At 64.6% G+C, this 25,846-nt stretch carries 24 protein-coding genes and 3 pseudogenes; 19 read left to right on the top strand and 8 right to left on the bottom strand.

Translation table 11 applies throughout. The features are described from left to right. Nucleotides 1-100 precede the first annotated feature (100 nt). On the bottom strand, nucleotides 101-508 hold the full coding sequence (locus ACNQQL_RS08845; RefSeq protein ID WP_072440481.1) for a DUF3224 domain-containing protein: 408 nt from the start codon (nucleotides 506-508) through the stop codon (nucleotides 101-103). Nucleotides 509-774: 266 nt separating this feature from the next. Between ACNQQL_RS08845 and ACNQQL_RS08840 the strand changes: the two genes are divergently transcribed. After that, nucleotides 775-1,308 carry an HD domain-containing protein gene (locus ACNQQL_RS08840; RefSeq protein WP_347063875.1) on the top strand — a complete coding sequence of 178 codons (534 nt, stop codon included), beginning with the start codon at nucleotides 775-777 and terminating at the stop codon, nucleotides 1,306-1,308. Between the two features lie 90 nt (nucleotides 1,309-1,398). Here ACNQQL_RS08840 and ACNQQL_RS08835 read toward each other — a convergent pair whose 3' ends face one another. After that, nucleotides 1,399-1,935, bottom strand: coding sequence for a WYL domain-containing protein (locus ACNQQL_RS08835; RefSeq protein ID WP_347063874.1), 537 nt, complete (start codon nucleotides 1,933-1,935; stop codon nucleotides 1,399-1,401). A 174-nt stretch (nucleotides 1,936-2,109) separates the two neighbouring features. Here ACNQQL_RS08835 and ACNQQL_RS08830 point away from each other — a divergent pair. Together ACNQQL_RS08830 and ACNQQL_RS08825 are read left to right on the top strand one after the other, a co-directional pair. Further along, nucleotides 2,110-2,445: pseudogene (locus ACNQQL_RS08830) on the top strand (acetoacetate decarboxylase); the annotation flags it as partial. Between the two features lie 46 nt (nucleotides 2,446-2,491). Then, nucleotides 2,492-3,736 (top strand): saccharopine dehydrogenase family protein, encoded by a 1,245-nt coding sequence (locus ACNQQL_RS08825; protein WP_347063873.1) that lies wholly within the window; start codon nucleotides 2,492-2,494, stop codon nucleotides 3,734-3,736. 238 nt (nucleotides 3,737-3,974) lie between these two features. Here ACNQQL_RS08825 and ACNQQL_RS08820 read toward each other — a convergent pair whose 3' ends face one another. Beyond that, nucleotides 3,975-4,853, bottom strand: coding sequence for a LysR substrate-binding domain-containing protein (locus ACNQQL_RS08820; protein ID WP_204421013.1), 879 nt, complete (start codon nucleotides 4,851-4,853; stop codon nucleotides 3,975-3,977). A 132-nt stretch (nucleotides 4,854-4,985) separates the two neighbouring features. On the opposite strand from ACNQQL_RS08820, the gene ACNQQL_RS08815 reads away from it, so the two are divergent. Next, nucleotides 4,986-5,618, top strand: coding sequence for an FMN-dependent NADH-azoreductase (locus tag ACNQQL_RS08815; protein ID WP_072440489.1), 633 nt, complete (start codon nucleotides 4,986-4,988; stop codon nucleotides 5,616-5,618). An 81-nt stretch (nucleotides 5,619-5,699) separates the two neighbouring features. Here the strand turns inward: ACNQQL_RS08815 and ACNQQL_RS08810 are convergent, their stop codons facing one another. Continuing rightward, complete coding sequence (locus tag ACNQQL_RS08810) at nucleotides 5,700-6,317, bottom strand: LysE family translocator (RefSeq protein ID WP_347063952.1); 618 nt, start codon at nucleotides 6,315-6,317, stop codon at nucleotides 5,700-5,702. A gap of 67 nt (nucleotides 6,318-6,384) precedes the next feature. On the opposite strand from ACNQQL_RS08810, the gene ACNQQL_RS08805 reads away from it, so the two are divergent. The 6 genes and pseudogenes from ACNQQL_RS08805 to ACNQQL_RS08780 all read left to right on the top strand — a co-directional run bounded on the left by ACNQQL_RS08805 (nucleotide 6,385) and on the right by ACNQQL_RS08780 (nucleotide 11,115). Beyond that, nucleotides 6,385-7,308 carry a LysR family transcriptional regulator gene (locus ACNQQL_RS08805; RefSeq protein WP_347063872.1) on the top strand — a complete coding sequence of 308 codons (924 nt, stop codon included), beginning with the start codon at nucleotides 6,385-6,387 and terminating at the stop codon, nucleotides 7,306-7,308. A gap of 409 nt (nucleotides 7,309-7,717) precedes the next feature. Continuing rightward, a pseudogene (locus ACNQQL_RS08800) lies at nucleotides 7,718-7,918 on the top strand (MerR family transcriptional regulator); the annotation flags it as partial. Between the two features lie 364 nt (nucleotides 7,919-8,282). Next, nucleotides 8,283-8,741: a hypothetical protein gene (locus ACNQQL_RS08795; protein ID WP_347063871.1), complete on the top strand. Its 459-nt coding sequence runs from the start codon at nucleotides 8,283-8,285 to the stop codon at nucleotides 8,739-8,741. Between the two features lie 53 nt (nucleotides 8,742-8,794). Next, complete coding sequence (locus tag ACNQQL_RS08790) at nucleotides 8,795-9,652, top strand: alpha/beta fold hydrolase (protein WP_347063870.1); 858 nt, start codon at nucleotides 8,795-8,797, stop codon at nucleotides 9,650-9,652. A gap of 120 nt (nucleotides 9,653-9,772) precedes the next feature. Next, nucleotides 9,773-10,373 (top strand): annotated as a pseudogene (locus ACNQQL_RS08785) (MipA/OmpV family protein); the annotation flags it as partial. 409 nt (nucleotides 10,374-10,782) lie between these two features. Next, nucleotides 10,783-11,115: a cupin domain-containing protein gene (locus ACNQQL_RS08780; RefSeq protein ID WP_347063868.1), complete on the top strand. Its 333-nt coding sequence runs from the start codon at nucleotides 10,783-10,785 to the stop codon at nucleotides 11,113-11,115. Nucleotides 11,116-11,278: 163 nt separating this feature from the next. On the opposite strand, the gene ACNQQL_RS08775 is transcribed toward ACNQQL_RS08780, so the two are convergent. After that, nucleotides 11,279-11,578 carry an H-NS family nucleoid-associated regulatory protein gene (locus tag ACNQQL_RS08775; protein WP_034182467.1) on the bottom strand — a complete coding sequence of 100 codons (300 nt, stop codon included), beginning with the start codon at nucleotides 11,576-11,578 and terminating at the stop codon, nucleotides 11,279-11,281. A gap of 296 nt (nucleotides 11,579-11,874) precedes the next feature. Between ACNQQL_RS08775 and ACNQQL_RS08770 the strand changes: the two genes are divergently transcribed. From ACNQQL_RS08770 to ACNQQL_RS08760, 3 genes are all read left to right on the top strand, one after another. Continuing rightward, nucleotides 11,875-12,363 (top strand): RidA family protein, encoded by a 489-nt coding sequence (locus ACNQQL_RS08770; RefSeq protein WP_347063867.1) that lies wholly within the window; start codon nucleotides 11,875-11,877, stop codon nucleotides 12,361-12,363. Between the two features lie 138 nt (nucleotides 12,364-12,501). Continuing rightward, entirely contained in the window at nucleotides 12,502-13,509 is a 1,008-nt protein-coding gene (locus ACNQQL_RS08765) for an ankyrin repeat domain-containing protein (RefSeq protein WP_347063866.1), read from the top strand. 463 nt (nucleotides 13,510-13,972) lie between these two features. Next, on the top strand, nucleotides 13,973-14,224 hold the full coding sequence (locus ACNQQL_RS08760; RefSeq protein ID WP_072440505.1) for a hypothetical protein: 252 nt from the start codon (nucleotides 13,973-13,975) through the stop codon (nucleotides 14,222-14,224). 168 nt (nucleotides 14,225-14,392) lie between these two features. Here the strand turns inward: ACNQQL_RS08760 and ACNQQL_RS08755 are convergent, their stop codons facing one another. Then, nucleotides 14,393-15,550 carry a histidinol-phosphate transaminase gene (locus ACNQQL_RS08755; RefSeq protein WP_347063865.1) on the bottom strand — a complete coding sequence of 386 codons (1,158 nt, stop codon included), beginning with the start codon at nucleotides 15,548-15,550 and terminating at the stop codon, nucleotides 14,393-14,395. 600 nt (nucleotides 15,551-16,150) lie between these two features. Here ACNQQL_RS08755 and ACNQQL_RS08750 point away from each other — a divergent pair. From ACNQQL_RS08750 to ACNQQL_RS08725, 6 genes are all read left to right on the top strand, one after another. After that, the gene (locus ACNQQL_RS08750; RefSeq protein WP_347063864.1) at nucleotides 16,151-17,125 is read left to right on the top strand and encodes a helix-turn-helix transcriptional regulator; all 975 of its coding nucleotides are present in this window, start codon (nucleotides 16,151-16,153) and stop codon (nucleotides 17,123-17,125) included. A 458-nt stretch (nucleotides 17,126-17,583) separates the two neighbouring features. Further along, nucleotides 17,584-18,570, top strand: coding sequence for a TRAP transporter substrate-binding protein (locus tag ACNQQL_RS08745; RefSeq protein ID WP_347063863.1), 987 nt, complete (start codon nucleotides 17,584-17,586; stop codon nucleotides 18,568-18,570). Beyond that, nucleotides 18,567-19,139 carry a TRAP transporter small permease gene (locus ACNQQL_RS08740; RefSeq protein WP_204421034.1) on the top strand — a complete coding sequence of 191 codons (573 nt, stop codon included), beginning with the start codon at nucleotides 18,567-18,569 and terminating at the stop codon, nucleotides 19,137-19,139. The genes ACNQQL_RS08745 and ACNQQL_RS08740 overlap by 4 nt, the downstream gene beginning before the upstream one ends. Nucleotides 19,140-19,143: 4 nt before the next feature. Then, nucleotides 19,144-20,496: a TRAP transporter large permease gene (locus ACNQQL_RS08735; protein ID WP_072440514.1), complete on the top strand. Its 1,353-nt coding sequence runs from the start codon at nucleotides 19,144-19,146 to the stop codon at nucleotides 20,494-20,496. A gap of 101 nt (nucleotides 20,497-20,597) precedes the next feature. Continuing rightward, nucleotides 20,598-21,701, top strand: coding sequence for a lactonase family protein (locus ACNQQL_RS08730; protein ID WP_347063862.1), 1,104 nt, complete (start codon nucleotides 20,598-20,600; stop codon nucleotides 21,699-21,701). Nucleotides 21,702-21,889: 188 nt separating this feature from the next. Further along, complete coding sequence (locus ACNQQL_RS08725) at nucleotides 21,890-23,449, top strand: methyl-accepting chemotaxis protein (protein ID WP_347063861.1); 1,560 nt, start codon at nucleotides 21,890-21,892, stop codon at nucleotides 23,447-23,449. A gap of 122 nt (nucleotides 23,450-23,571) precedes the next feature. On the opposite strand, the gene proP is transcribed toward ACNQQL_RS08725, so the two are convergent. Then, nucleotides 23,572-25,041, bottom strand: a complete 1,470-nt coding sequence (proP, locus tag ACNQQL_RS08720; protein WP_347063860.1) for a glycine betaine/L-proline transporter ProP — start codon at nucleotides 25,039-25,041, stop codon at nucleotides 23,572-23,574. 531 nt (nucleotides 25,042-25,572) lie between these two features. Next, on the bottom strand, nucleotides 25,573-25,830 hold the full coding sequence (locus tag ACNQQL_RS08715; RefSeq protein ID WP_347063859.1) for a DUF4148 domain-containing protein: 258 nt from the start codon (nucleotides 25,828-25,830) through the stop codon (nucleotides 25,573-25,575). Nucleotides 25,831-25,846: the final 16 nt, after the last annotated feature.

The following is a 25,846-nucleotide window of genomic DNA, read 5'->3' as shown; positions in this document are numbered from 1 at the left end:
ATTGCTTTCGCGACGTGTTGACGAATGAGGTCGCTGCTTTCCGTACGGCGCGCGAGAGGCTGGAGCGCGTCATCGTCTAGCGGTACCTTTGCATGTCGATTCACTGCGGCGATTCGGGCAACTCGTAGTCGAAGGTGTACGAATGCTGGCCGTTATCTATGTTGATGATCATCGAGCCTGAGAGCCCCAGCAATTCTCCCGCTCCGGAATCGGGCACGACGGTGATCGATTGCTTCGGCTGCCCACGGGTCATGGTGGAGCTGTGCTGCAGGACAAAGCTGCCTTGGCGGCCACCCAGCGTGCCTTGCACGGCTTCCATCGCAACGTAGCCCGCGGAGCCTTGAACGCTGCTTCGAAACGCGAGCATCTCGCCGTGGCTGATGGCTTCCAGGTCGCCGCGAAATTGCTTGTCGAGCGACATGCGGCCGAGTCCGGTGTTTTCCGCGACGCTACTCAGCGATTCTGGATTCAGCTTCACTTCAAACGGACCGTTGGCCTGCAGTTTCATTGCGGATCTCCTCGTCGAATGGGCACTCCGCACTATAAGCCAATCGGGTTCCGCCGGAGGGAACGGCTTGCTTTATGCACTCGCATGGACCGCGGATCGTGTGCCGTGTCGCGCTTGCGGCGATAATCGGCATTCAGTCTTTCATCGCTCGCACCCGTGACGACATCTGCGTATGCCCCCTTTCAGGATTTGGCCGAGACCCTGCTGGCTCACTGGAACGACGCCAACGGCGACGGCTCCCATGACACTTCGCATCTGCAACGCGTGTGGAAGAACGCGCGGCGATCCATGCCGAGGAGGGCGGGGATGCCGAAGTGCTGTTTGCGGCAACGCTGCTGCACGATTGCGTGTCGGTAGAGAAAAACTCTCCGCTTCGGCCGCAGGCGTCGCGTCTGTCGGCGGAAAAGGCCAGGTTGGTGCTGAAGTCGCTGGATTGGCCGGACGCGAAGATCGACGCTGTCGCGCATGCGGTCGAAGCGCATAGTTTTTCGGCCGGTGTTACGCCGATGACGCTGGAAGCAAAAACGCTGCAGGATGCCGACCGGCTCGATGCGATCGGCATGCTGGGTGTCGCACGTTGTTTTTATGTCGCCGGCCGGATGGGCAGTGCGCTGTATGACCCGGCCGATCCGCACGCATCGGCACGCGAGCTCGACGACACGCGATTCGCGATCGATCACTTTCGCACGAAACTGCTGAAGCTGGCGTCGGGTTTTCAGACCGCTACCGGTGCCCGTTTGGCGAACATCCGCCACGATCGCTTGCGCCGCTATCTCGACGAGTTTGCCGACGAGATTTGATTGTGCCGACGGTGGCCTCAGATGCCGTTATTGGCCGGCAAACACGGTTCGATACGGCATACGCGGTGCATCGACGCCAAAGGCGACGCTTCAATCGCCGCCCGATTGATAGAGCGTCTTCAACTGCGACAACTCTTCGATGAGTTGATCCTTGAGCGCTTGCGGCCCGAGGATCTTCAGATGCGCGCCGTACCCCAGCAGCTTCCGCGCGCCGTGCTCGATGGATTCGATGGGCATCAGGAACGCCTTCCATCCTGACGGCACCTCCGCGTTGCCTGCCTCCTGCAAAACCGGCGCGGTCTTGATCCGCGCATTGGCCAGCCAGGTCTCGCCGCGCGGCGAGACGGCGATATGAGCGGTCAGCCGGTAAATATCGGTCTCGTACCGGCTCATTGCGTCACGCCAGTGCTGCGCCAGATCGAATCGCGCAGGGCGCTTGAAACGGCGCCGCGTCGCGCTGAATTCGCAGATATTCGCCAGCCGGAAAGTGAGTGCGCCCGGTTTGCCCACGACCTTGGCAATCAGATACCAGGCGCCGCCCCTGAGCACCAGGCCGAGCGGTTCGAGTTCGCGGCGGGACGCACCTCGCCAGCTTCGATACTTCACTTCGATACGGTACGAACCCACACCGCATCGGCGACTTCGCGCAGAAACTCCGGCGTTTCCTGTGCCCGATACCAGTCGACGGTATCGATGTGCAGCCGGCTGGCGACGCGATCGGCCTGCTCGCGCGAGCCGGGCGGCAGGCTGGCCATCATCTTCAGCCGTGCGGAAGTGGCCATGCCGTCGAGGCCCAGTTCTCTCGCCGGCCCGGGAGGCCGGCCGGATCTGAGCCTGAGCGTGCCGCTGCCTGCGCTGATCAACGTCGCGTCCCAGTCGCGGATGAGCATGACGACGATGATCAATCGCATCGACGGCGAATGGCACCAGACCTCGGTGCAGACCAATACGCTATCGTTCGCCCAGCGCCTGTTGCCGCGCGATGTCGAGCTGGTGCGGCACGGCGGCCCGCTGAGCCAACTGCTCGACGAGCTCGGCGCATCCACCATCATGCGTCTCGATGTGGTAAAAGACGCGCAACTGGTCCTGAACCTGCCGACGCCTTTGAAGGCCATCGATGAACCCGGAAAGCTACGTTCACGGCACGGACGCTCGCGACACGCCCGCGCCGAAGGAGCCGTCAATGACCCAGCCGACACACGATCTCGTCGTATTCGGCGCGACCAGTTTCGTCGGGCGGATTCTGACCCGCTACCTGTCCGAATACCTGTCGGGCGCCGGCGAGACGCTGCGCTGGGCCATTGCCGGCCGTTCCGAAACGAAGCTCGGGCAGGTCAGGGATTCGCTCGGCGCGGCGGGACGGTCGGTGCCGATCATCGTGGCCGACGCGGCCGACGAAGCGCAATTGCGGGCGCTCTGTGCGCAAACGCGGGTGGTCGTATCGACTGTCGGACCCTACGCGCTTTACGGCGAGCCGCTGGTCAGGGTCTGCGCGGAAACCGGCACCGACTACTGCGACCTTACCGGCGAGACGCAGTGGATCAAGCGGATGATCGAAAAATACGAGCCCGCGGCCCGGCAATCGGGCGCGCGCATCGTCCATTGCTGCGGGTTCGATTCGGTTCCGTCGGACATGGGCGTGTTCTTCCTGCAGCAACAGGCAATGCAACAGTGGGGCATGCCGGCCGGGCAGGTGAAGATGCGCGTCCGAACACTGAAGGGCGGCGCGTCGGGCGGTACCGTGGCGAGCATGATCAACGTCGTCCGGGAAGCCGCGGCCGATCCCGCGTTGCGCAGGGAACTGCTCGATCCGTATTCGCTGTGCCCGAAAGGGCATGGCTTTACGGTGCGGCAGCATGCGGTTCGATCGGCCGAATTCGATCGCGACTGCGACGCGTGGATCGCGCCCTTCGTGATGGCGGCGGTCAACGAGCGCGTCGTGCATCGCTCCAATGCACTCGCGGGCAATGCGTATGGCAGCCGGTTCACCTATGACGAAGCCGTCATGACCGGCACGGGCCTCAAGGGCCGTCTGACCGCGCTGACGATGGTGGCGGGCCTGGGTGCGTTCATGGTGGGCGTCGTCATCAAGCCGGTGCGCAGCCTGATGGAGCGCTTCCTGCTGCCGAAACCCGGTGAGGGTCCGAGTGCCGCGGCTCAACTGGCCGGCCGCTACGACTTGCGTTTCTTCGGCCGCACCGACGACGGGCGAACCTTGCGCGTAAAAGTCACCGGCGACCGCGATCCGGGTTACGGCTCCACCGGCAAGATGCTGGGCCAGGCCGCGATCAGTCTTGCGCTGGATTGCGGCAGGGACGGCATCAAGACCGGGCGCGGCGGCGGTTTCTGGACGCCCGCGACGATGTTCGACGAGCGTTTTGTCGAGCGTCTGGTTCGCCACGCGGGGTTGCGTTTCGAGGTGATTTGAGCGCGATTCCTGTCCGCTATGCAGATCGGATTGCGAATCAATGTGAGGAGAAAACTTACTGTCGCGGCGGGTCGAATGGTCGGCTGCGGTCCGGCCGGGGAGTCCCGGAATCGTGAAGATCGGGGAACTGGCGGAACGCACCGGCCTGTAGCGCGCCCCGCTGTTCCATCTGCCACTCGGCGTTATAGGGCACCTTCTTCACGGCGCCGGCCTGCGCATCAGGCGCGAAGGAAGCTCGCTACGGCCGGTTGCGCTTGCCTGCCCCCGTGCGAACCGCCGCTTCATCTGAAATCGTCGCGGCGAATTCGACGGCGGCCGGCATCCGGGCGTCATGCATCATCACGAATTCCGTGTCCGGCAGTTCCGGCAACCCTTCGGGCCCGGCCAGTTCGCGAAGCGTGTCGTCGATCGCACTGCGTGGCACCGGTGCGATCGCGATGCCGGCGCGCGCGAACGTGAGGATGCCGGTGACGCTCGGGCTTTCGCATGCGATCCGATAGCGCATGCCGGCCAGCGCGAGCGCCTTGATGGCGGCGCCTCGGTACGGACACGGATCGGGAAAGCATGCGAGCGGGACATCGCCTTCCGGAAGCGGCTCGTGGCGCGCAAATGCCCAGACGAGCGGTTCCTGCCACAACGTCGCGCCCTGGCCCGAGTGCGCACACCGGCTGCCGATCACGAGATCGAATTCGCCGTTTGCGTGCCGTCGAAACAAACTGTCGCCGATGTCGACCGTCAGATCGAGCCGCAAGCCGCGCCGCGCGGCGCTGTAGCGGCGCATCGCGTCGGGTAGCCAGCCTCCCGCGAAATCCTCCGATGCACCGATACGCAGCTTGATCTCGACGGCGTCGCCGGGCCCCAGCCTGGACCGGGCTTCCTCGCTCAGATTGAGCATCGCGCGAGCGTATCCGAGCAGCGTCTCGCCATGCGCGGTGAGCGTGACGCTGCGCGTATTGCGCACGAGCAGCGCACGGCCGACCTGCTCTTCAAGACGAACGACCTGGGCGCTGACCGCGGATTGGCTGAGATTCAGCCTGCGACCGGCGCCGGTAAAGCTCCGCATGTCGGCGACCGCCACAAACGTATGAAGCAGCGCCGTGTCGAGGGGATGGCTCATTGATCACCAGATCGGGTCAATTCAATCAATTAATAGCGTTTCAAAATTATAGGCCGGTTCGATAGTCTGCGGATCGTAGTGGGCGGCCGCGCATCCCGCGCGTCGCCGTCACTCTTGGCGAGGACAGGCTCCATGACACGCGTGCTCTATATCGAAGGTTCACCCAACAAGGCATATTCGGCGTCCATCGAAGTGTGTCAGGCATTTCTCGATGCATACCGGCACGCACATCCCGATCACGAGATCCGGAAGCTCGACATCTGGGATCTGGCGATGCCCGAGTTCGACGCAGCCGCGCTGGCCGCGAAATACGCCGGATTGAGCGGAACCGCGTTGACGCCGGAACAGGCCGCGGCGTGGCAGCAGATCGAGCAGCTCGCGGCGCCGTTCCATGAAGCGGACAAGTTCCTGTTCGGTGTGCCGCTGTGGAATTTCAGTATTCCGTACAAACTCAAGCACCTGATCGACGCGATCTCGCAGAAGGACGTGCTGTTCACGTTCGACGGTTCGGGTTTTGCCGGCAAGCTGGCCGGGAAAAAGGCGGCGGTCGTCTACGCGCGCGGGCTCAGTTACGAGTCGCCGGGTTCGTTTACGCCGGCCGCCGAGTTCGACCTTCAGCGCCCGTACATGGAAACCTGGCTGAAATTCGTGGGCGTGAGAGACATCACCGGCATTGTGGTCGAGCGCACGTTGTTCGGTCCGGACGGAAAGGTCGATCGCAGTCGTGCGATCGACGAAGCCCGCGCGATTGCGCGCGCGTTCTGAATAAGGCAGCCGCGCTTCGCACCCGGCGCGTCAGCGGAACATGCCTGACGGCCGCCTCGAAGCGCGGACCGGACACACGAATCAGCGGCCGCCGCGCGCGATGGCGAGCGCGACGCCGAAGCCCACGAGCAATCCTCCGAAGGTGCGGTCGATCCAGTGACGCAGCGACAGCAATCGCTCGCGGACGGCCGTGGCGGAGAAGCAGGCGGCCACCAGACTGAACCAGCCGGCATGCGCGAACGCGATGAAGGCGCCGTAGCCGATCTGCACGATCAACGGCGTGTCGGGCCGGACTGCCTGCATGAACAGGCTGACGATGAATACCGTGGTTTTGGGATTCAGCACATTGGTCAAGAAACCGGTGCGCAGCGCCGCCAGATCGGACAGCGGCGCCACATTTGCGTCGGGTTGCCCGGTGTTGGCCTTCGTCATGAGCATCTTCGCGCCGAGGTAGATCAGGTAGATCGCGCCGACGAGCTTGACGGTATTGAAGAGCCACGGCGATTGCCGGATCAGCAGGCCCACGCCCAGCAGCGTGTAGCTTACATGCACCGTGACGCCGAGCCCGATGCCCAGCGCAGTGAGCAAGCCCGATCGGCGCGACAGCATCAGGCTGTTGCGCGTGACCATCGCGAAGTCCGGCCCGGGGCTGATGACGGCCAGCAGCGTGATGGTGACTACAACTATCAGTTCCGTCATCGCGTCGTCCTTTCGATTGATGTCGTCATGGCACAATCTTAGGGACCGTATCCCATCCGGAAAAGCGATGATTTCTGACCAGAATGGTGAGATTGACTCACAACACGTTCGCACAAACCTGCCGTCGCTGATGGCGTTGCGCTGTTTCGAGGCGGCGGCGCGTCACGAGAATTTCAGCCGTGCCGCCGACGAACTGTGCGTGACCCACGGCGCGGTCAGCCGTGCGGTGCGTCTGCTCGAAGACGACCTGGGCGTGGCGCTGTTCCAGCGGCGCAGCCGCCGTGTGTTCCTGACCGACGCGGGCCGCAAGCTGGCCCAGGCGGTGCATGACGGCCTGGGGCTGATGCGTCACGCCGCGCACGAATTGCGCACCGAGGCCGCCCGCGCGCGGCGTTGGGTTCTGTCGTGCGAGCCCACGCTGTTGATGCGTTGGCTGATCCCGCGCTGGCCGGGTTTCCAGGCCCGATACACGGGCGTCGATATCCACCTGGCCGCTGCGGGCGGTCCGTTTTCGTTCGACAGCGGCATCGACATGGCTATCCGCCGCAACGACTTTGCGTGGCCAGCCGGTTATCACGCCGAGCGTTTGTTTGCCGAGAGGGTGGGGCCGGTTTGTCGGCCGGACAAAGTCGATGCGTGGTTTTCCGGTGGCCGCGATGGTTGTTTGTTGAAGCCGGATGCGCCGCAATTGCACACGCGGACCAGGCCGGACGCGTGGAAGGAATGGGCGGTGGCCGCGAATCGGCCGGCGGGGAGCGGGCGGCGGCAGATGTTCGACCATTTCTATTTCAGTCTGCAGGCGGCTGTCGCGGGGCTGGGGGTTGCCATCGGCCCCTGGCATCTCGTTCGCGACGATCTGGAAAGCGGTGTGCTGGTCGCGCCGATGGGCTTCGTGGAAGACGGCTCGCACTACTGCTTGTTGACGCCGGAACCCGTGACGGCCGGAAGCGCGCAGTCGGATCTGCTTGCGTGGTTGAAGACGATGGTTTGACGGGTGCGGAAGGACGCTCGGAGACGGTTGGCTAACGACGAACGCGATCGGCTGCTTCCGGCTGCAGATTCAATCGGTCGTGACCTCGGGCACCTGGCCGAAAGGCGAACTTCGCGCTCGCACGTCCGGGCCGCTGGTAAACTCGGGCGGCCAAGACAACTTTTCCCGGTCACATGAGCGCTCAACGCCCCGACGCACCTGCCAACGTCGCTCCAATGATGCGCAGGCCTTTGCGCCTTGTGTGACGAGGCTGGAATCAGAAAGCTACGCTGGAACCTACGCCAGCGAATGTCTGAAAGCCGTTGCTGTTTGTTCAGGAACAGAAATTCGCCCGGAACGCGGCAGTCATGGACATTGAGCAATTCCCACTTCCCTATCCGCCATACTCCATATTGTTGACGGAATTTCTATGCCATTAACGGTTGGCATGCTTGCCCGACGTTGCGGCATTACCGTCCGCGCGTTGCACTACTACGATCAGACAGGTCTACTGAAGCCGATCGGCCGCTCTACATCAGGCTATCGGTTGTACGACGAAGCCAGCGTGTCGACGATCAGGACGATCCAGGCGCTGCGTGGTCTGGGACTGACACTGGATGCGATCGCGCAGATGCTGCGCAACCGGCAGATCGCCCTGGCGGAAGTGATTGCCGAGAGCCGGCGCGCAATCGACGCTGAACTGACAAGGTTGAATACGCTAAGCGAGCGGCTCGGGGTGCTGCAAGCGGCCTCCGATTCAGGCATGACCTGGCGTGATGCGGATTGGCCGGACACGCTCGCGTTGCTCGATCGGTATCGGGAACACTTCAACACGTCAGAAATTGCGACGATCCTTGCGCGTTGGAAGGACATGGAAGCGGCCTTGTCGACATTGTTTGCGGACGTGCGCGACGCAATGGATCGGCATGTTCCCGCCCGACTCCCGCGAAGCGCAAAAGCTCGCGTATCGCTGGCTTGCCGCCGCGATGAAATGGATGGACGGCGACATCGGTATCACGCGGCGCTGGCGGCAATTGCATGTCGGCGGGGCGCCGGCTCCCGACCATGCAGGGCTCGATCACACGCTGATCGCCTACATCGAACAGGCGACCCGTCTGCATCTGGCGGCCTGGCGGCGCCACCTGACGGACGACGAACTCCAGTGCCTCGACAAGACGCTGTCGGCCGAATGGATCGCGCTCGGTGCAGACATCAGACGGGCGATCGCTTGCGGCGCCGACAATGGAGATCCCGCCTCGCTCGCGAGCCGCTGGCACTCGCTGCTCGAACGAACGACGCGCGGCGACGTCGCGCTACGCCGCAAGCTGCAACAGGCACTGCGTGACGAGCCCATTCTGCAAGCCGGCCATCCGATCGATTCCGACGTACTCGCATGGCTGCAACGTCAGGGAGCCGTCATTGCCGACGACGGCAACGATGAGTCTGGCGCTTGACCCTCACGTGGGCGTCAGGGTTCATGCTGGCGTCTTTTCCTCGGAGGAAGCGCATGAACTCCATACCTGACGAACTGAACGAGTTCCGGATCGGTGCTCGTCCCGTTCGAGCGATGCGGCTGGACGGCGGTATCCTGGCCGCACAGGTGGGTAACGGACCGCCAGCGGTCGTCGTACTGAATGGCGGACAAGCCTTCGTCTCGAAGGCGACCCGGCGTCGGCTGCGGCGCGACCCGCGCCGCGTTGCCGGCATCCTGCCGCCCGACACGCCGTTCGTACTGCTCGGGTATCCTGACAAGCCCGGCGCGCAATACCGGATCGCCGACATCGTCGCGCATATCGCGCGTGGGATCGCCGCGCATTGGCAGTGCACGACGCTCATCGGCATCTCGTTCGGAGGCGTCGTCGCGGCTCGCCTTGCGGCCGCCCATCCGGAACTCGTCTCGCGACTCGTGCTGATCTCGAGTGCGCATCGCCTGGCTCCGGACGGCTGCCGGCTGGTCGAGCAGCAAATCATTCACGCGACCCGCTCCGAGTTCGTACGCCTGCTCGATACGATGTCGGGATGCTTCCGCGCAGGCTGGCGCAACCTGCTTCTGCGCGCAGCGTTGCTCGGTCGACGCCGCAGCGTCGCGTCGTCGGTCAACGCGGGACACGTCATAGTCCGCACCCTGCGCGCGTTGCGTGACGACGCACACGACGGTTCGCCGTGGCCCCGCCAGATCCGCGCAGATACGTTGATTGTCGGCGGCACCGCCGACCCGATCTTCGCCGACGCAGCGCGCGAAACGTCCGCGTGGGTGCCGTCGGTCACTCATCATGCGCTGCCAGGCGAAGGGCATATGGTAATGATCGAGCGCCGGAGGCAGGTTGCCCGGCTCGTCCGGGACTGGCTCGATCCGCGATCCTGATCTTCGCGTTCACGGCACACGTCCGGGCTCGACCGTCTCGTTGATATCCACGAGGCCAGGCCACTGTCTTGGGGATCCGTGCGTCCCCGGATTGCCGTCGTCCCCTCATGGGAATTTTGAAACGGCTTCTTCATCAGCTCCACAGGCGGGGCAGGCTACCGCCATACATCGCCGCGCGGCATGTTCGTGTCCGCATCGATCGGCTACGCGGGCGGGCGCAAGGATTCGAACAGTTTTAGCGGGGAGGGTTCGGATTACCTGAAGGGCATGGGCAACGCGCCCGGTTCGGTGATCGCGCTAGCGGCGGGCAGGCGTGTGCGACAAAGAGGGCGTCGAACTGTCGGTGACGATCGATGCACCGATCACGCACACATCGCGCGGGTTCGCCGGACACGTCGATCTGGCGGTGCCGCTGCTGCATGCGGGCAAGAATCAAATCGTCTTGACGGGAACCGCACACGCGGCGACAGGCCGTTATATGCAGCCATTTTATGGCGTGACGGATGCGCAGGCGGCGTCAAGCGGATTCCGGCCGTATTCATTGACCGGCGGATTTCATCACGCGTCGATGTCGTTCGCGTGGACGCGCGCAGTGTCGCAACATTGGTCGGTTGTTGCAACGGCCGGGATATCGAGAATCCGTGGCCGCTACGGCGACAACCCCATCGTGCAGACGCGGAGCAATTACTATGGAGGTGCAGGCATCAATTTCCGATTCTGAAAGAGGCCGGGAAATTTCCCGGCTTTTACACTGCGGTTGAATGTCACAAAGTGGCTGGCGGTCATCTGAAGTGTTTCAGAACGGGACTTTGGCTTGGTGATCCCGAATGGGTGCCGTGAACTTTCGCGTCTGCACTTGATATTTCAGAATGCTGCCATCCGGCACACCCAACTCATTGTTGGGGATTCGATCGTGCAGCTGAATGTTGGCGGGTCGATATGACGGTCGAACCTGGAACGCGCGAATGGTGGGTCTACAAGCGGGATCCGTCGTTCAACGCCCATTCATCATCTTTTTGCGTGCATTCATCGACGCGTTTGTAAACAAGGCGACCGTTAGGCTACAGTGAACATTCCCGGCACTCTTGAACCTGCTTCCTTCAAACGAAGGCCAACGACGAGGTCAAACCATGCAACTTCAAACCGGCAACCTGTTCGGCGTCGAAGGGCAGCGCGGCGGCGACGAGCGGATCGACATCCTCGTCACGGGGCAGCGCCTGAACGTCGAGCGGATCGTGTCGATGGGGCACGCGAGCCCCGACGGGTTCTGGTATGACGACTCGCGGGCCGAATGGGTCGTGCTGCTGTCGGGGGCGGCCGTGCTCGAGTTCGAAGAGGGTTCGACGCGGCACGACATGCGCCCCGGCGATTACGTGCTGATCGAGCCGCATTGCCGCCATCGCGTCGCGTGGACGCATGAAGACGAGCAATCCGTCTGGCTTGCGATCTATTACGAACGCTGAAGAAAGTATTGGCGCGCGACGCAATCTGACGATTAGCCGGCGCGCCACGCGCTGAATGACACAAATCGCCATCAACCCGGAGCGGTCTTTGAATACCGCCGGTATCGATGCCCAATATCGCCGGACAGCGCGCTGAACCGCGCGCCGGTGCGCGTCGAGAACCTTATTCCTGGATCAGGAATCGATTGCGATTCTTCGCATCCTTGATCCATGCGGGCGCACGGCCGCGGCCGGACCAGGTTGCCCCGGTCTTCGGGTCGCGATACTTGGCCTGCACGGGGGCGGCCGCTTGCTTGGCCGACCGGCCTCGACGTACGCCGAAAATGTCCTTCTCGGTAATGCCGAATTCCGCGACCTTGGCGCGGATGTCGTCGACGATCGACTGGAATTCCGCGGCGCGCGCTGCTTCGGCTTTCTCGGCCAAAGCTTCCATTTGGGCTTTCAGTTCCTTGTAAGTTGCCATATATCGCTCTTGGGGTTGTGTGTTCACACATGATAGCGGTTTCAATCGGAAATGATGAGGAAATTCTCTCCGACTACGAATTCCATCGGCGATATGGCGCGCAAGACTGCTTCGAACACCTGAAAAGTGCGTCGCATTTGGCGAACGCATACATGATTGCCGAGAAGCACAAACGGTCTGGCTACGTCTCTTTGGTCGTTCGAGGCGGAACCTAGAGGCGGAACCTATCCTTCGGGACACGCCCCTGAGACTCAATTATTCTTTATCTTTTTTCGGAAGTATCGGGGAATTCACTGATGAACAGAGACGATAAGCTGATACGGGTTGCGGCCGAATTCGGATTCGATCCGGACGAGGAAATCAGGATCGGCGGAAAGTACACGCCGATTCTGGTCGACGGGAGTACGGCCTATATTGCCGGCCAGATTCCGCGGGTGGGGGAAGTGGTGCATTTCGTCGGCGTCGTGGGCGAATCCGTTTCGCTGGATGACGGTCGCCGTGCGGCGGGAATATCGGCGCTGCGTGCGCTGTCGCTGATTCGCAAGCACTGCGGCACGCTCGATGCGATAGAGACGGTTCCGCGCATCACCGTGTACGTGCGGAGCGCACCCGGCTTCACGATGCAAAGCGAAGTGGCCGATGGTGCGTCCGACGTTTTGTATGCGGTGCTCGGCGATGCGGGCGTTCATACGCGTTCGTCGGTCGGCGTGCTGCAATTGCCGAAAGGTGCTTCGGTGGAAGCGGATTTCATTTTCGGGTTGCAGCGTAGCAATGCCGGTAGCTGATTCTCCGCGAGCCGGATTTCACGTGCAGGCAGCCTTGCGAAACATTCAGACAACCGATGCATGATGCGTATTCCCGCGATGGCGGAGACTTGCAATGCCGAAAGAAAAAAGAAGCTACTACCGAAGGACTTCGAAACGTTGCTCGACGAAGGCAACCTCGCGAAGCTGCAGGCCGTGTTCGACACCTGCGACGTGAATGCGCGCGGCGGGGTCGGCAAACGGACGGCGCTGTCGTTCGACCGTTGCCCTGATGACCTTGCACGCTGGCTGGTTGCGCGGGGCGCAGATATCGGAGCGGCCGACGCATACGGTAACACCGCGCTGCACGTGCGCGCCCGCAGCCGCCGCAGTCGTTTCGACGTGCTGCTCGAACTCGGCGCGGACGTTCACGATGACGGTGCATCGATCGGCACCGCACTGCACGCGGCGGCCGATTCGCGCAATGCGCAGTCCGCCCGCGTGCTGCTCGACCACGGTGCCCGCGTCGACGCGTTGAACCGCGACGGGCAGACGCCGCTCGAGCGCGCGCTGCGCACCTGCGGCAATGCGGATCTGGAACACATGGTCGCGCTCGCCGAGGTGCTGCTCGGCGCCGGCGCGGCGAGGACGCCGCGCATGCAGACCAGCGTCGCGGAGATCGGCGAGCGTTTCGAGTTCATGCGCGAGCGCTTCAACCCGGAGTCCGTCGATGCGGCCAGCGCCGCGCTGGAGCGGCTCTACGCGCTGTTCGACGTGCCGCCGGTGCCGCGCCGTCAACTGCACGACGCGCGGCGGCCGATCGTCGTCGCGGCCGGCACGTGGCAAGAGCGGCATCAGGCTTTGTGGACGCAACTGGTGCCGGGGGCCGGGCATGCAGCGACGGTGCAGGGCGAACTCATCCGGATCTCGGGCCGCATCGCGTACGAACTCGACCACAACGGCGGCTGCAACTGGGACGCGGACTTCCGGAAGATGGCCGATGCGTTCGCAGCATTCGTGCGCACCGGCACGCCGCTGCCGTCGGCCGGTTTGTCGGACGTGGAAGCGGTCGTGCACGACGTCAAGCGCCAGTCCGGCGATCCGGCGCAACTGTGCCGGTTCGCCGTCGCATGGGTGCGCCTGAACCCCGATCCGGTCAAACTCGAGCCGCCGCCTTATCGGCGGTAACCGCGCTCCGTCGTGCACGGGGCGAGATCCGTTCGGGCACGCTGAAAATCCCCGTTTCCGACTCGCCCGACAACAGCGCACCGGCGGCAGGCCGTTCGAGTCGGGCGCTATCGCGCAGCAGCGCCGGCGGGCAGCCGCGTGCTCGCCGGCCATTCCGCTTCCCGTCATTTCCTGAAACCGCCACTTCCCCGATTTCGGCCGGCATCCCCACTTTTGGGGATGCCGGCGCCGGGCAGTCCGCCTACGATTGGCAGCAGGGCATCGGGGATGGATGTAACCGGAACGCACGGACAGGGTCGCCATTCCGTGTCGAACGCCGGCAATGCCCACGCAGTCGACTGACACAGGCTGGGCCTACGCTGACGGGCAACGTGTGCGGTGCATCATGCCTCACTGCATCGCCGCACGATGGCGTGTTGATGGCGGAAGGCCTGATGTCGCATTTCGGGGAATTTCAATCAATATGCTGGCACGAGACTATGTGGAACGAGAGCTTTCTCACATCCAGAGAATGGTGGCTCTCCTGGACAGCGAGACGATCGCTGACGACGTGTCGATGTCGGGCGCCGCACGCGTGAGGCACCCGAGTTACTGGCGAGGGCGGATCGAGGAACTGCTGTCGACGCCTGACGTGCCGCGTCACCTCAGAAAGCTCAGCGAAACGGTGCTCGCGAAAATCGACGAGATGGAATCGCGATACGTGGCGATGAAGTAAGCGCATCGTTGGTCATTGCACCGACACGCACCGACACGCACCGACACGCACCGACACGCACCGACACGCACCGACACGCACCGACACGCACCGACACGCACCGGCCGCCGCGCCGGCCGCCGCGACGGGCGACGTGGCCGGCACGGCGCACCCGAACGGGCGCGATCATCAAACGTCGCTCTCCATCGCGCCATCGACCGCATGGTCCGCTGCCTGTTCGTTCGCCATCACCGCAAGCAACGCCGCGCGAAACGCGGCCATCTCCGCCGCGGTGCCGATGGACACGCGCAGGTATTCCGGCGGGCCGGACTCGCGAATCAGGACGCCGTGGCGCAGGAGCCCGCTCCAGATCCGGTGGCGATCGGCAAACTTGCCGAACATCACGAAGTTGGCGTCCGAATCGGCCACGGTGAAACCCTGGCTGCGCAGCCAGCAAACGATTGCGTCGCGCTCGGCCTTGATCGCGTCGACCTGCGACAGCATCTCGTCACGCGCGACCAGCGCCGCGCAGGCGGCCGCCTGCGTAAAGGCGGACAGGTGATAGGGCAGCCGAACCAGCTTCAGCGCTTCGACGATCGCAGGCGCGCATGCGCAATACCCGACGCGGCCGCCCGCGAACTTGAACGCCTTGCTCAGCGTGCGGGTAACGACGAGCCGCGGATGGTCGGGCAGCAGCGTCACCGCGCTGCGGACGCCTTGGCGCCGGAACTCCGCATACGCTTCGTCGACGACCACCACGCCCGGCGCGGTGTCGAGAATGGCGCGGATATCGTCGACGGGAAGCGCGGTCCCGGTCGGGTTGTTCGGCGACGTCAGCAGAATCACGCTCGGCCGATGCTCGCGGATGCTGTCGATCGCCTGATGCAGATCCAGCGCGAAATCCTCGGTACGCGGCAACGTATGCAGGCGAGTGAAGGTCGTGCGGCAGTATTCGTCGTACATCGGATACGCGGGCGTAAAGGCCAGCGCCGCTCGCCCCGGGCCGCCAAACGCCTGAAGAATCTGCTGGATCACTTCATTCGAACCGTTGGCTGCCCAGACGCTCGATGCGTCGATCGTCACGCCTGTATCGTGCGTCAGATAGGCGGCCAGATGCGCTCGCAGCTCGGCAAAGTCGCGGTCGGGATAGCGGTTCGCCTGTCGCGCCGCGTCGGCCACGGCAGTCGCGATGCGCTCGACGAGCGATGGCGACGGCGGATACGGATTCTCGTTGACGTTCAGGCAGACCGGCACGTCGAGTTGCGGCGCCCCGTAAGCGTGCTGCAACCTGAGATCCTCCCTGAGCGGCAAATCCGACAGGGACACTTCTTTCCACGGCCGTTGCATTGGAAACACTCCGTACGTTATCGATTGATCGGCGCAGCAGGTTTTTAGGCGACAAAAAACAAAAAAGGCGCCAGAGGCGCCTTGGTTGTCGTCTTGATCGGGAAAGCCCCGATTCAAGTGCTAGATGCGAAACGAACCACGGCGCAACAGAGGGCGTCCGTGGTGATGGTGCAGGTGGGTCGTCGCGTTTCGGATCTTCATGCGCTGCATCATGACATACGCCGATCCTGATGAATAGCCGGCGTCGTGATGAATTCCGCGGAATGCGCGCTGCAATCCCGATCGGCGTCGTCGAGTGCCAGGGTCCGTCATTTGTGCGGAAAGGAACCGAAAGCTTGTTGAGAATGGCCATTACGTCTGACGATAAGCGGTAACAAACGTGGTATTCCGAATCAAATGCGCACCGGTAATTTGAACAATGCCGCTGGTTGAGTAAGATTCGCGCAAGACGTTCGACAAAAGCGCACGGCGCGGGGTAGCCAGATGCAACGGAACGGATTGATTCCATCGGCATGGATCGATGACATCTATGCTGCGGCACTGGGCGATCAGCGATGGGAAACGGCGCTGGACGGGCTGCGATCGACGGTTGGCGTGCGCATGGCCACGCTACTGTCGTTCGACGACGCGGCGAGGGTGCCGGCGATCGAGCAGGCGGCCGGCGACGACGCGTCGTGGGTCGCCGCGTGTTATCACACCTACAACACCGAGTTCTACCGGTACGACCCGGTCGTGCCGGTCGCCGGCAACTGGCCGGCGGGCCGCTGGTTCGAGGACGTCAAGCACCTGTCCCCGCTACAGCGCACACACGGCGTGTTCTATCAGGAATTCCTGCGTCCGTATGGGCTCGGCAGCATCTCGGGCCTGTATATCCATCGCGAAGCGGGGGGCGGCGCATTCCTCAGCGTACAGAGCGGCCCCGAATCGCAAGGGCTATCCGGCGATCAGCGCCGCGCGATCGAAATCATGGGTACGCATATCAGCCGCGCGCTGCGGATCCAGGCGCGCATCGGGGAACTCGAGGCACGCGTGGCCGCTGCGGAATCGGCGCTCGATGCGATTCCGGTACCGGTGTTCCTGCTCGGCGCGCATCGCGAACTGCGTTATACGAATCGCGCGGCCGATCAACTGATCGCGGCGGAACCGGCAATGCGGATCGTGAACGGGCGCTTCGCGCCGGAAGGCTGCGTCGACGATGCGCAATGGCGGCACGCGTTCGAGTGCGGCGGGTTGCTGCTGCGCCGTGCGACGGGCGAACCGTTGTTGCTTGCGCTGATGCCGATTCCCGAACAGTCGCGCCTCCTGCGTGAACGGCCCGGCGTCGCGGCACTGATGACGGCCGCCGACCTGCGTTCGCCGGCGGCCCGCGCGCAGCGGCTGCGCGTGTTCTACGGGCTGTCGTCGGCCGAAGCCGATCTCGCCGTGCTGCTGTGCTGCGACGGGCTGTCGCCGCAGGAATGCGCGGCGCTGCGCGGCGTGTCGATCGGCACGGTCCGCGCGCAGATCAAATCGATCTACGCGAAGACGGATGTGGCACGCGCGGCGCAACTGACGTCGCTGGTCATGCAGACGTGACGGCGCGGCAAGCGCCCGCGCTTGCACGGATTCCTCCCGAACCTTCGTCGTTCCGCCGCACACGATGCGTGTGCCGGCACGTGCTCTTGGCCGCGCGCGGGCGTGCTTGCGTCGTGGTCAGTCATCCTATAACGAAGGCAACCGAAGCGAAAGATTGCTTTCCGGCGTCGGGAAACCAGCCACGCTGGCACCTGACTCAAGCGCGGACCCATTTCCGGAAAACGTTTCGCCGAAAACCGCCAGAACAGAGAATGCGATCCCAGACCTCTGCCGAAAACCCCCGGCGGCAGTGGTTATAGGGGTATGCACCAAGTGAGTTAAACGATTAACCGACGTACATTCCCGTCAACACATCATACGACGTATGACTCTGCGGCTCAGGGGAGAGCGCATCGCCGCCGAACGCGCATGCCGACGGATCGCCGCACAACAACGAACGACCATCAAGGAGACTCACCATGAAGCATCGATTCACCGGTTCCCGTACCGCACTGGCCGTCGCGCTGCTGGCCGGCTTCGCGATGTCCGCGCAGGCGCGCGTGTTCCGCTCGGCGGACGTGCACGGCGACAACTTCCCGACCAACATGGCGGTGAAGTTCATGGGCGACGAACTGTCGAAGCAGACGGGCGGCAAGGATTCGATCAAGGTGTTCGGCAACAGCGCGCTCGGTTCCGAAAAGGACACGGTCGACCAGGTCCGGATCGGCGCGATCGACATGGCGCGCGTGAACGGCGCGTCGTTCAACGAGATCGTGCCGGAATCGCTGATCCCGTCGTTCCCTTTCCTGTTCCGCGACGTCGATCATTTCCGCAAGGCGATGTACGGCCCGGCCGGCCAGAAGATCCTCGATGCGTTCACCGCGAAGGGGATGATCGCGCTGACGTTCTACGAGAGCGGCGCGCGCTCGATCTACGCGAAGCGCCCGGTGCGCACGCCGGCCGACATGAAGGGGCTGAAGGTGCGCGTGCAACCGTCCGACCTGATGGTCGACGAGATCAGGGCGATGGGCGGCACGCCGACGCCGATGCCGTTCGCCGAGGTGTACACGGGCCTGAAGACGGGCCTCGTCGACGCGGCGGAAAACAACCTGCCGTCGTACGAGGAAACGAAGCACTACGAAGTGGCGCCCGACTATTCGGAGACGCAGCACGCGATGACGCCGGAGGTGCTGGTGTTCTCGAAGAAAATCTGGGACACGCTGTCGCCGCAGGAGCAGGCGGCGATCCGGAAGGCAGCGGCCGAATCGGTGCCGTACTACCAGAAGCTGTGGACCGCGCGCGAGGCGTCCGCGCAGCAGGCGGTGGCGAAGGGCGGCGCGAAGATTCTGCCGGCCGCGCAGATCGACCGCGCGGCGTTCGTGAAGGCGATGCAGCCGCTGTGGACGAAGTATGAAAAGACGCCGCAGATGAAGCAGATCGTCGACGAGATCGAGGCGACCAAGTGACGCGTCGCACTTCCCTGAACAGCGCGGCGGCCGCTAGTTCGCCGGCCGCCGCCCCGGACGGCGCGGCGCCGGCGCGGCCGCACGCCGCGCCGCTCCTGCGCTGCGTGAACGACGTGCTGTTCCGCGTGCTGGCCGTGATCGCGTCGGCCTGTCTCGCGGTGCTGACGATGCTGGTGTTCTACGCGGTGGTGATGCGCTACGTGTTCGAGAACGCACCGGATTTCGTCGAGCCGATCGCGCTGCTGCTGGTGATCGTGATCGCGATGTTCGGCGCGGCGATGAAGGTGCGCGACGGCGGCCATATCGGCCTCGATTCGCTCGTGCGCCGGCTGCCGCCGAACGCGCGCACCGCGGTCGTCGCGATCCAGCACCTGAGCCTGATCGCGTTCGCGATCGCGATCATGGTCGGCTGCGGCAGCATGGCCGCCGAGACGATGGGCGACCGCATTCCGATCATCGGGCTGCCCGAAGGCGTGCGCTACCTGATCACGATGCCCGCGGCGGTCGCGATCATCCTTTTCTCGCTCGAGCACCTGCTCGCGCTTCGTCGTTCTTCGTCGGGACAATAACGCCATGGAACTCGCGATCCTGTCCGTCAGTTTTCTGATTTTCCTCGTGCTCGGCGTGCCCGTGTCGTTCGCGCTCGGGATAGCCTGCGTGCTGACCTATATGGTGGAAGGCTTGCCGATCGCGACCGCGATGCAGGCGATGATCTCGGGGATGAATGCGTTCTCGTTCCTCGCGGTGCCGTTCTTCATCTTCTCGGGCGAGCTGATGCTGCACGGCGGCATCGCGGACCGGATCCTGCGCTTCGCGCAGGCGACCGTCGGCCATTTCCGCGGCGGCCTCGGGATGGCGAACGTCGTCGCGTGCACGCTGTTCGGCGGCGTGTCGGGCTCGCCGACCGCCGATACGTCGGCGATGGGCGGCGTGGTGATTCCGCTGATGAAGCGCGAAGGCTACAGCGCCGCGTACGCGGTCAACGTGACGACGCATGCGTCGCTCGCGGGCGCGCTGATGCCGACGTCGACCAACATGATCATCTATGCGTTCGCCGCGCAGGGGATCACGGGGATGCTGCACGGCCAGCCGGTGAGCGGCGTGTCGATCGGCGACCTGCTGTTCTCGGGGCTGCTGCCCGTGCTGTGGGTGATGGGCTTCGTGCTCGCGGCCGCGTACTGGCAGGCCGTGCGTCACGGCTATCCGCGCCGTGCGGACGGCTCGTCCGCGCTGCCCGCGTTTCCCGGCTGGTATGCGGTGCTGCGCAGCTTCGTCGGCGCGGTGCCCGGGCTGATGGTGATCGCGATCATCCTCGTGTGCGTCGCGAAGGGGATTGCAACCGCGACCGAAGCGGCCGCGATCGCCGTCGTGTACTCGCTCGTGCTGACCGCGATCGTCTACCGCACGCTGACGGTCGAGAAGCTGCGCCGCGCGCTGTCGCATGCGGCGCGTACGACGGGTGTCGTGCTGCTGCTGATCGCGGTGTCCAACATGCTGCGCTTCCAGATGTCGTACCTGGAGATCCCGGATGCGATCGAAGGGCTGCTGAAGCAGTCGACCGCAGCGCCTTGGCTGATGCTGCTGTACATCAACATCATCCAGGTGTTCCTCGGCACGTTCGTCGACATGGCCGCGCACATCCTGATCACGACGCCGCTGTTCCTGCCGATCGCGATGGCGTGCGGCGTCGGGCCGGTGCAGTTCGGGATCATGCTGCTGCTGAACTGCTCGCTCGGCCTCGTGCATCCGCCGATCGGCTCGGTGCAGTTCGTCGGCTGCGCGATCGGCAACGTGTCGATCGGCGAGACCACGAAGATGGCGTGGCCGTACTACCTCGCGATCTTCAGTGCGATCAACATCGTCACGTACATGCCGTTCTTCTCGACCTGGCTGCCGAGCGTCATCAGCGGGCACGCGGTGTTCTGATCGCGCGTTGCGCTTGTCTTCACCCATCGCGGCGCCGGACGATCGAGGTTGTCCGGCGCCGCAGTTGCGTGTGTCGTTCGCTTTCCTTCACCTGAAGACTCATGAACACGAAAACACTCCGGCGCGCCGTTGCCGTTGCCGTTGCCGCGGCCGCATTCGGGATGGTCGCGTCGCTCGCGCACGCGGCGACGTATGCGTACGTATCGAACGGCGACAGCCGCGACATCTCGGTGTTCGGCATCGACACGTCGAACGGCGCGCTGACCGCGATCGAAACCGTACCGGTCGGCGGCACCGTGATGCCGATGGCGCTGTCGCCCGATCATCATCGCCTCTATGCGGCGCTGCGCTCGACGCCGTACCGCGTCATCAGCTTCGCGATCAACCCGCTCGACGGACGGTTGATCGAGCTCGGCCGCGCGCCGCTCGCCGACAGCATGGCTTATGTCTCGACGGATGCGTCGGGCCGCTATCTGTTTTCGGCGTCGTATGGCGGCAACCTGCTCGCAGTGAACCGGATCGACGCGAACGGCGTCGCGGCCGACGTGCAGCAGACGGTGAAGACCGGCCCGATGGCGCACGCGATCCGTCAATCGCCGGACGGCCGCCACGCGTTCGCGTCGGTGCTCGGTGCCGATGCGTGGCTGCGGCTGCCGTTCGATGCGTCGACGGGGACGCTGACCGACGTCGCGACGCCGGCGTACCGGCTGCCGGAGAAATCCGGCCCGCGCCATTTCGTGTTTTCGTCGAACGGGCGCTTTGCATACCTGATCGACGAACTCGACGGCAAGCTGCACGTGCTCGCGCTGTCGCGCGGCGGCGCGGACGCGCGGCCGATCCAGACCGTATCGATCCTGCCGCCGGATTTCCATGGCGACAAGCCGTGGGGCGCGGACCTGCACCTGACGCCGGACGGGCGATTCCTGTATGCGTCGGAGCGCACGTCGAGCACGCTCGCCGCATATCGCGTCGACGCCGCGTCGGGCAAGCTCGCGCGGATCGGCACGTTCGCCACCGAGAAGCAGCCGCGCGGCTTCGGCATCGACCCGTCGGGCAACTATCTGCTCGCGGCCGGGCAACTGTCGCCGACGCTTGCCGTCTACCGGATCGACCGCGGCACGGGCCGCCTCGACGAAATCGGCAAATACCCGGTCGGCAAGGGCGCGAACTGGGTGGAGATCGTCACGTACGACGGGACGAACTGACGGGAAAACGGCGGAACGGGCGGTGTCGGCCGCGTGCCGCCCGTTTTGCAATGTGTTGTGCTCGAGCGCGACCGTCGTGCGCAGCGAACGCGATGCGCGGTCGCTCGTCGAAATTCCGGCGCATCGACTCAAGGTGGCGAAACGGCTGCCGTTAACCGACATGGGAAAACTTCGAGAGCCGATCCATCATGCGTGATCTGAAGGTAAAAAACAGTTTGCTCGCCGTGCTCGCTGCCTTTGCAACGATGATCGTCATCGGCGGCATCGTCGGAATCGCTGCACTCGGAAACGCGAACACGAATGCGAAGCGCCTGCATGAAATCGCCACCCAGGCGTTGCTCGTCAACGACGCATACAAGGACAGTACCCGTACGCGCTCGGCACTCGTGCGCGCCTACGCGGCGCTGAAGGAGCACAACGACCCGGCGCAGCGCGACTCGGCGCTGCAAAGCGCGCAGCGGACGTTCGATTTGTCCGCGAAGGAAACGCAGGCGTTTCAGCGCGCTCCGTCGGCCGCCGGTATCGACGCGGACCTGAAGCGGGCACTGGTCGAATCGTCGACGCATCTGGCCGCCGTCCTCGCACGCGCGAGCGATGCGCTTCGCAACGGCGATACCGCTGCGTACGCAACGATCAACGACAAGGAGATCACGATCGCCGGCCAGGTCTACTCGGCGAACGTCGAGAAATTCCAGCGCCTCGCGAACCGTCTGTCGGAAGAAACGATCGGCGACGACAACGACGCTTACACGCGCATCGTCGCGATGGTCGGCATCGGCGTCGCGCTTGCGCTCGCGCTGATCGTCGCGACGCACTTCGCGCTGCGCCGGATCGTGTCGAGGCCGCTTGCGAACGTGGCCGCGCTGCTCGACCGGATCGCATCGAACGACCTGACCGTGAACGTGCCGGACGCCGGCAGCAATGAAATCGGCCAGTTGTTCGCGGCGATGAAGCGGATGCAGCGCGGTCTCGCGGCGACCGTCGCCGGCGTGCGCGACAGCAGCGATGCGATCCACACGGCCGCGCGCGAGATAGCCGCGGGCAACCTCGATCTGTCGAGCCGCACCGAGCAGCAATCCGCGTCGCTCGAAGAAACGGCCGCGAGCATGGAGCAGCTGACGTCGACGGTTCGCCAGAACGCGGACAATGCGCAGCAGGCGAGCACGCTCGCCGCGGGCGCGGCGGACCTCGCGCAGCACGGCGGCGAACTGGTCGGCCGCGCGGTCGACATGATGGGCGTGATCAATGCAAGCTCGCAGAAGATCGCGGAGATCACCGGGATGATCGACGGGATCGCATTCCAGACCAATATCCTCGCGCTCAATGCGGCGGTCGAATCGGCGCGCGCGGGCGAGCACGGTCGAGGTTTCGCGGTGGTCGCGGGCGAGGTGCGGACGCTCGCGCAGCGCAGCGCGACCGCCGCGCGCGAGATCCGCGAACTGATCGGCGCGTCGATCGACGATGTGCGTGACGGCAACGCGCTCGTCGCGCAGGCGGGGCATGCGATGGGCGAGATCGTGTCGTCGGTGCGACGCGTCGCGACGATCATGACCGAAATCACGACGGCGACGGTTGAGCAAAGCGCCGGCATCGACCAGGTCGGCCAGGCAGTCACCCAGATGGATCAGATGACGCAGCAGAACGCGGCGCTGGTCGAACAGGCCAGTGCCGCCGCGACTGCGCTCGAGCATCAGGCCGGCGCGATGCAGGCCGCGATGTCGGTCTTTCGTATCGCGCACGCCGGCTGAAACAGGCAGGCGCGATCCGGGCACGTTCGACGACGGACGATGCGGTGGTTCTGTTTCGCGAGCGTGTCGTGGCGGTCTTCAGCCCGAGCCTGGCGCGCGGCGCCGCATCACGCCGAACCGCGTCACGCTCGCTCGCTGACCGGCGTGAATTTCCTGCCTGGCACGCGGGCTTGTTCGGCACCGCCGCGAACGAGGCTCAGCGCTTCCGCACGGCTCGACACGCACGGCCCGGAACCGGGCAGCGGCTGGCGCGCAGTCTCGCGCAGCGCGAGCACCGACACGATGCCGATGAACGACGCGCCCATCAGGTAGTACGCGGGCATCATCAGGTCGCCGGTGCGATCGACCAGCCACGCGGTGACGAGCGGCGTCGTGCCGCCGAACAGCGATACCGACACGTTGAAGCCGATCGCGAGCGCGCCGTAGCGGATCCGCGTCGGGAACAGCGCCGGCAGCGCCGACGGCATCACGCCCGTGAACGTCGACAGCAACGTGCCGTAGATCAGCATCCCGCCGAACACGGGCAGCATGCCGCCGGTGCGGATCAGCATCAGCGCCGGCACCGACAGCACGAGCAGGCCCACGCAGCCGGCCATCATCACCGGCTTGCGGCCGACCTTGTCCGACAGATGCCCCGCATACAGCGTCATCGGCATCATCAGCACCATCACCAACAGCACCATGAACAGGCTGTGCGATTCGCGCAAGTGCAGCGTCGCCGACAGGTAGCTCGGCAGATACGACAGCGCCATGTAGTCGGTCACGTTGAAGATCAGCACGAGGCCGACGCATTGCAGCAGCGGCTTCCATTGTTCGGCGAGCAGCGTCGCGAAGCCTTGCTTCGGCCGCGCGCGTTCGTCCGCCTCGCGTGCTTCGGCTTCCTTCTTGAATGCGGGCGTTTCCTCGAGCTTCAGCCGGACGTAGAGGCCCACGAGGCCGAGCGGCCCGGCGATGAAGAACGGCACGCGCCAGCCCCACGACAACAGCGCGTCCTGCGATAGCGTCGCGGTCAGCAGCGCGACCGTCGCCGCGCCGAGCGTATAGCCGATCAGCGTGCCGAATTCGAGGAAGCTGCCCATGAAGCCGCGGCGCTTGTCGGTCGAGAATTCGGCGATGAAGGTGGCCGCGCCGCCGTATTCGCCGCCGGTCGAGAAGCCCTGCACGAGACGTGCGACGAGCAGCAGCACGGGCGCCATGATGCCGATCGATGCATAGCTGGGGATCAGGCCGATCGCGAAGGTACCGACGGCCATCATGATCATCGTCGCGGCAAGCACGCGCTGGCGGCCGATACGATCACCGAGCGGGCCGAACACCATGCCGCCGAGCGGGCGCACGAGGAACGCGGCCGCGAACGTGCCGAAGGTCGCGAGCAGTTGCGCGGACGGGCTGCTGGACGGGAAGAACACCTTGCCGAGCGTGACGGCGATATAGCTGTACACGCCGAAGTCGAACCATTCCATCGCATTGCCGAACGCCATTGCGCCCACCGCGCGCTTGAGGACGGCAGGGTCGACGATCGTGATGTCGTCCAGCTTGACGGACTTGCGCGAAGACCGGGCTTTCGCGGGGTGCGCTTGCGACTGGCTCAATGAACTCTCCTGGAATTGCCTTGGCGGCCGGCCGGGCAGACCCGCGACGAAGTAGTGCGGGCCCGATAGACAGCGAAGGCGGATGTCTAGGGGGGCCTCGATGTCGGTGGGATGACGCGCGCAGCGGGCGACACCGGGCAGGCGTGTTGTGCGAACCAGTTTAGAGAATCGGGCGCAACCGGCTATCGGTCATGCGCCCGCAATTCGGTCATAAACGACACGGGTTCGAGCGCTGCGTGTGGTGCCGAATCGGGCGTTTGCGAGCGGGCGTCGCTACTCGGCCGCGTACGACATGGCGCAGCGAAACGCGCCGTGGCAGCGGTTGGCGCATCGATATCGAAGGGGCGAGCGGGCCGTGCACGAACCCGCAGCGTGCCTGGCGCGATCGTTCGACCGGCGCGCGCCAGTTGGTCTTCGGATGGCCTGGCGATGAAGAAACGGGCCAGTGCGCGGGCCTTGGCGTCGGGTGCAAGTGCATCGTGGGCCGGCCCGGCATCCGGCTGTCGGCCGGATGCCGATGACGTGCCGCGATCAATTTCCGGCCGAAGCCGTCGCGATCGGCGTCGCGTCGTGATGCTGGATCGCGAAAATCTGGCGATTTCGCGCGATCTCCGCGTGCGACGGCGGATAGTCGTTCCGGTTCGACGGCAGCAGGCCGTCGGCTTCGGCATCGATCAGTTGATGGCGCACCTCGGCGCGCGTGAGCGGCGCCTGCGTGGACTGGGCGAAGGCCTGCGTGCCGAACGGCAGGCTCAGCGTGGCAACGACGAAAGCGGCGACGAGTTTCATGACGGCTCCTGGATGG

The organism is Burkholderia sp. LFS061, from assembly GCF_047978125.1.
Taxonomy (GTDB): domain Bacteria; phylum Pseudomonadota; class Gammaproteobacteria; order Burkholderiales; family Burkholderiaceae; genus Burkholderia; species Burkholderia pyrrocinia_C.
Note: the sequence above shows the minus strand (reverse complement) of the source record. Positions and strands in the feature narration are given on the sequence as shown.

What these genes read in the sequence shown, in the direction of transcription:
- ACNQQL_RS08730 (WP_347063862.1), top strand. Translation starts at nt 20,598, where the DNA reads ATGAACACGAAAACACTCCGGCGCGCCGTTGCCGTTGCCGTTGCCGCG.
- ACNQQL_RS08780 (WP_347063868.1), top strand. Translation starts at nt 10,783, where the DNA reads ATGCAACTTCAAACCGGCAACCTGTTCGGCGTCGAAGGGCAGCGCGGC.
- ACNQQL_RS08750 (WP_347063864.1), top strand. Translation starts at nt 16,151, where the DNA reads ATGGCCACGCTACTGTCGTTCGACGACGCGGCGAGGGTGCCGGCGATC.
- ACNQQL_RS08825 (WP_347063873.1), top strand. Translation starts at nt 2,492, where the DNA reads ATGACCCAGCCGACACACGATCTCGTCGTATTCGGCGCGACCAGTTTC.
- ACNQQL_RS08775 (WP_034182467.1), bottom strand. Translation starts at nt 11,578, where the DNA reads ATGGCAACTTACAAGGAACTGAAAGCCCAAATGGAAGCTTTGGCCGAG.
- ACNQQL_RS08795 (WP_347063871.1), top strand. Translation starts at nt 8,283, where the DNA reads ATGGACGGCGACATCGGTATCACGCGGCGCTGGCGGCAATTGCATGTC.
- ACNQQL_RS08820 (WP_204421013.1), bottom strand. Translation starts at nt 4,853, where the DNA reads ATGAGCCATCCCCTCGACACGGCGCTGCTTCATACGTTTGTGGCGGTC.
- ACNQQL_RS08845 (WP_072440481.1), bottom strand. Translation starts at nt 508, where the DNA reads ATGAAACTGCAGGCCAACGGTCCGTTTGAAGTGAAGCTGAATCCAGAA.
- ACNQQL_RS08760 (WP_072440505.1), top strand. Translation starts at nt 13,973, where the DNA reads ATGCTGGCACGAGACTATGTGGAACGAGAGCTTTCTCACATCCAGAGA.
- ACNQQL_RS08715 (WP_347063859.1), bottom strand. Translation starts at nt 25,830, where the DNA reads ATGAAACTCGTCGCCGCTTTCGTCGTTGCCACGCTGAGCCTGCCGTTC.
- ACNQQL_RS08755 (WP_347063865.1), bottom strand. Translation starts at nt 15,550, where the DNA reads ATGCAACGGCCGTGGAAAGAAGTGTCCCTGTCGGATTTGCCGCTCAGG.
- ACNQQL_RS08815 (WP_072440489.1), top strand. Translation starts at nt 4,986, where the DNA reads ATGACACGCGTGCTCTATATCGAAGGTTCACCCAACAAGGCATATTCG.
- ACNQQL_RS08735 (WP_072440514.1), top strand. Translation starts at nt 19,144, where the DNA reads ATGGAACTCGCGATCCTGTCCGTCAGTTTTCTGATTTTCCTCGTGCTC.
- ACNQQL_RS08805 (WP_347063872.1), top strand. Translation starts at nt 6,385, where the DNA reads ATGATTTCTGACCAGAATGGTGAGATTGACTCACAACACGTTCGCACA.
- ACNQQL_RS08790 (WP_347063870.1), top strand. Translation starts at nt 8,795, where the DNA reads ATGAACTCCATACCTGACGAACTGAACGAGTTCCGGATCGGTGCTCGT.
- ACNQQL_RS08810 (WP_347063952.1), bottom strand. Translation starts at nt 6,317, where the DNA reads ATGACGGAACTGATAGTTGTAGTCACCATCACGCTGCTGGCCGTCATC.
- ACNQQL_RS08745 (WP_347063863.1), top strand. Translation starts at nt 17,584, where the DNA reads ATGAAGCATCGATTCACCGGTTCCCGTACCGCACTGGCCGTCGCGCTG.
- ACNQQL_RS08725 (WP_347063861.1), top strand. Translation starts at nt 21,890, where the DNA reads ATGCGTGATCTGAAGGTAAAAAACAGTTTGCTCGCCGTGCTCGCTGCC.
- ACNQQL_RS08770 (WP_347063867.1), top strand. Translation starts at nt 11,875, where the DNA reads ATGAACAGAGACGATAAGCTGATACGGGTTGCGGCCGAATTCGGATTC.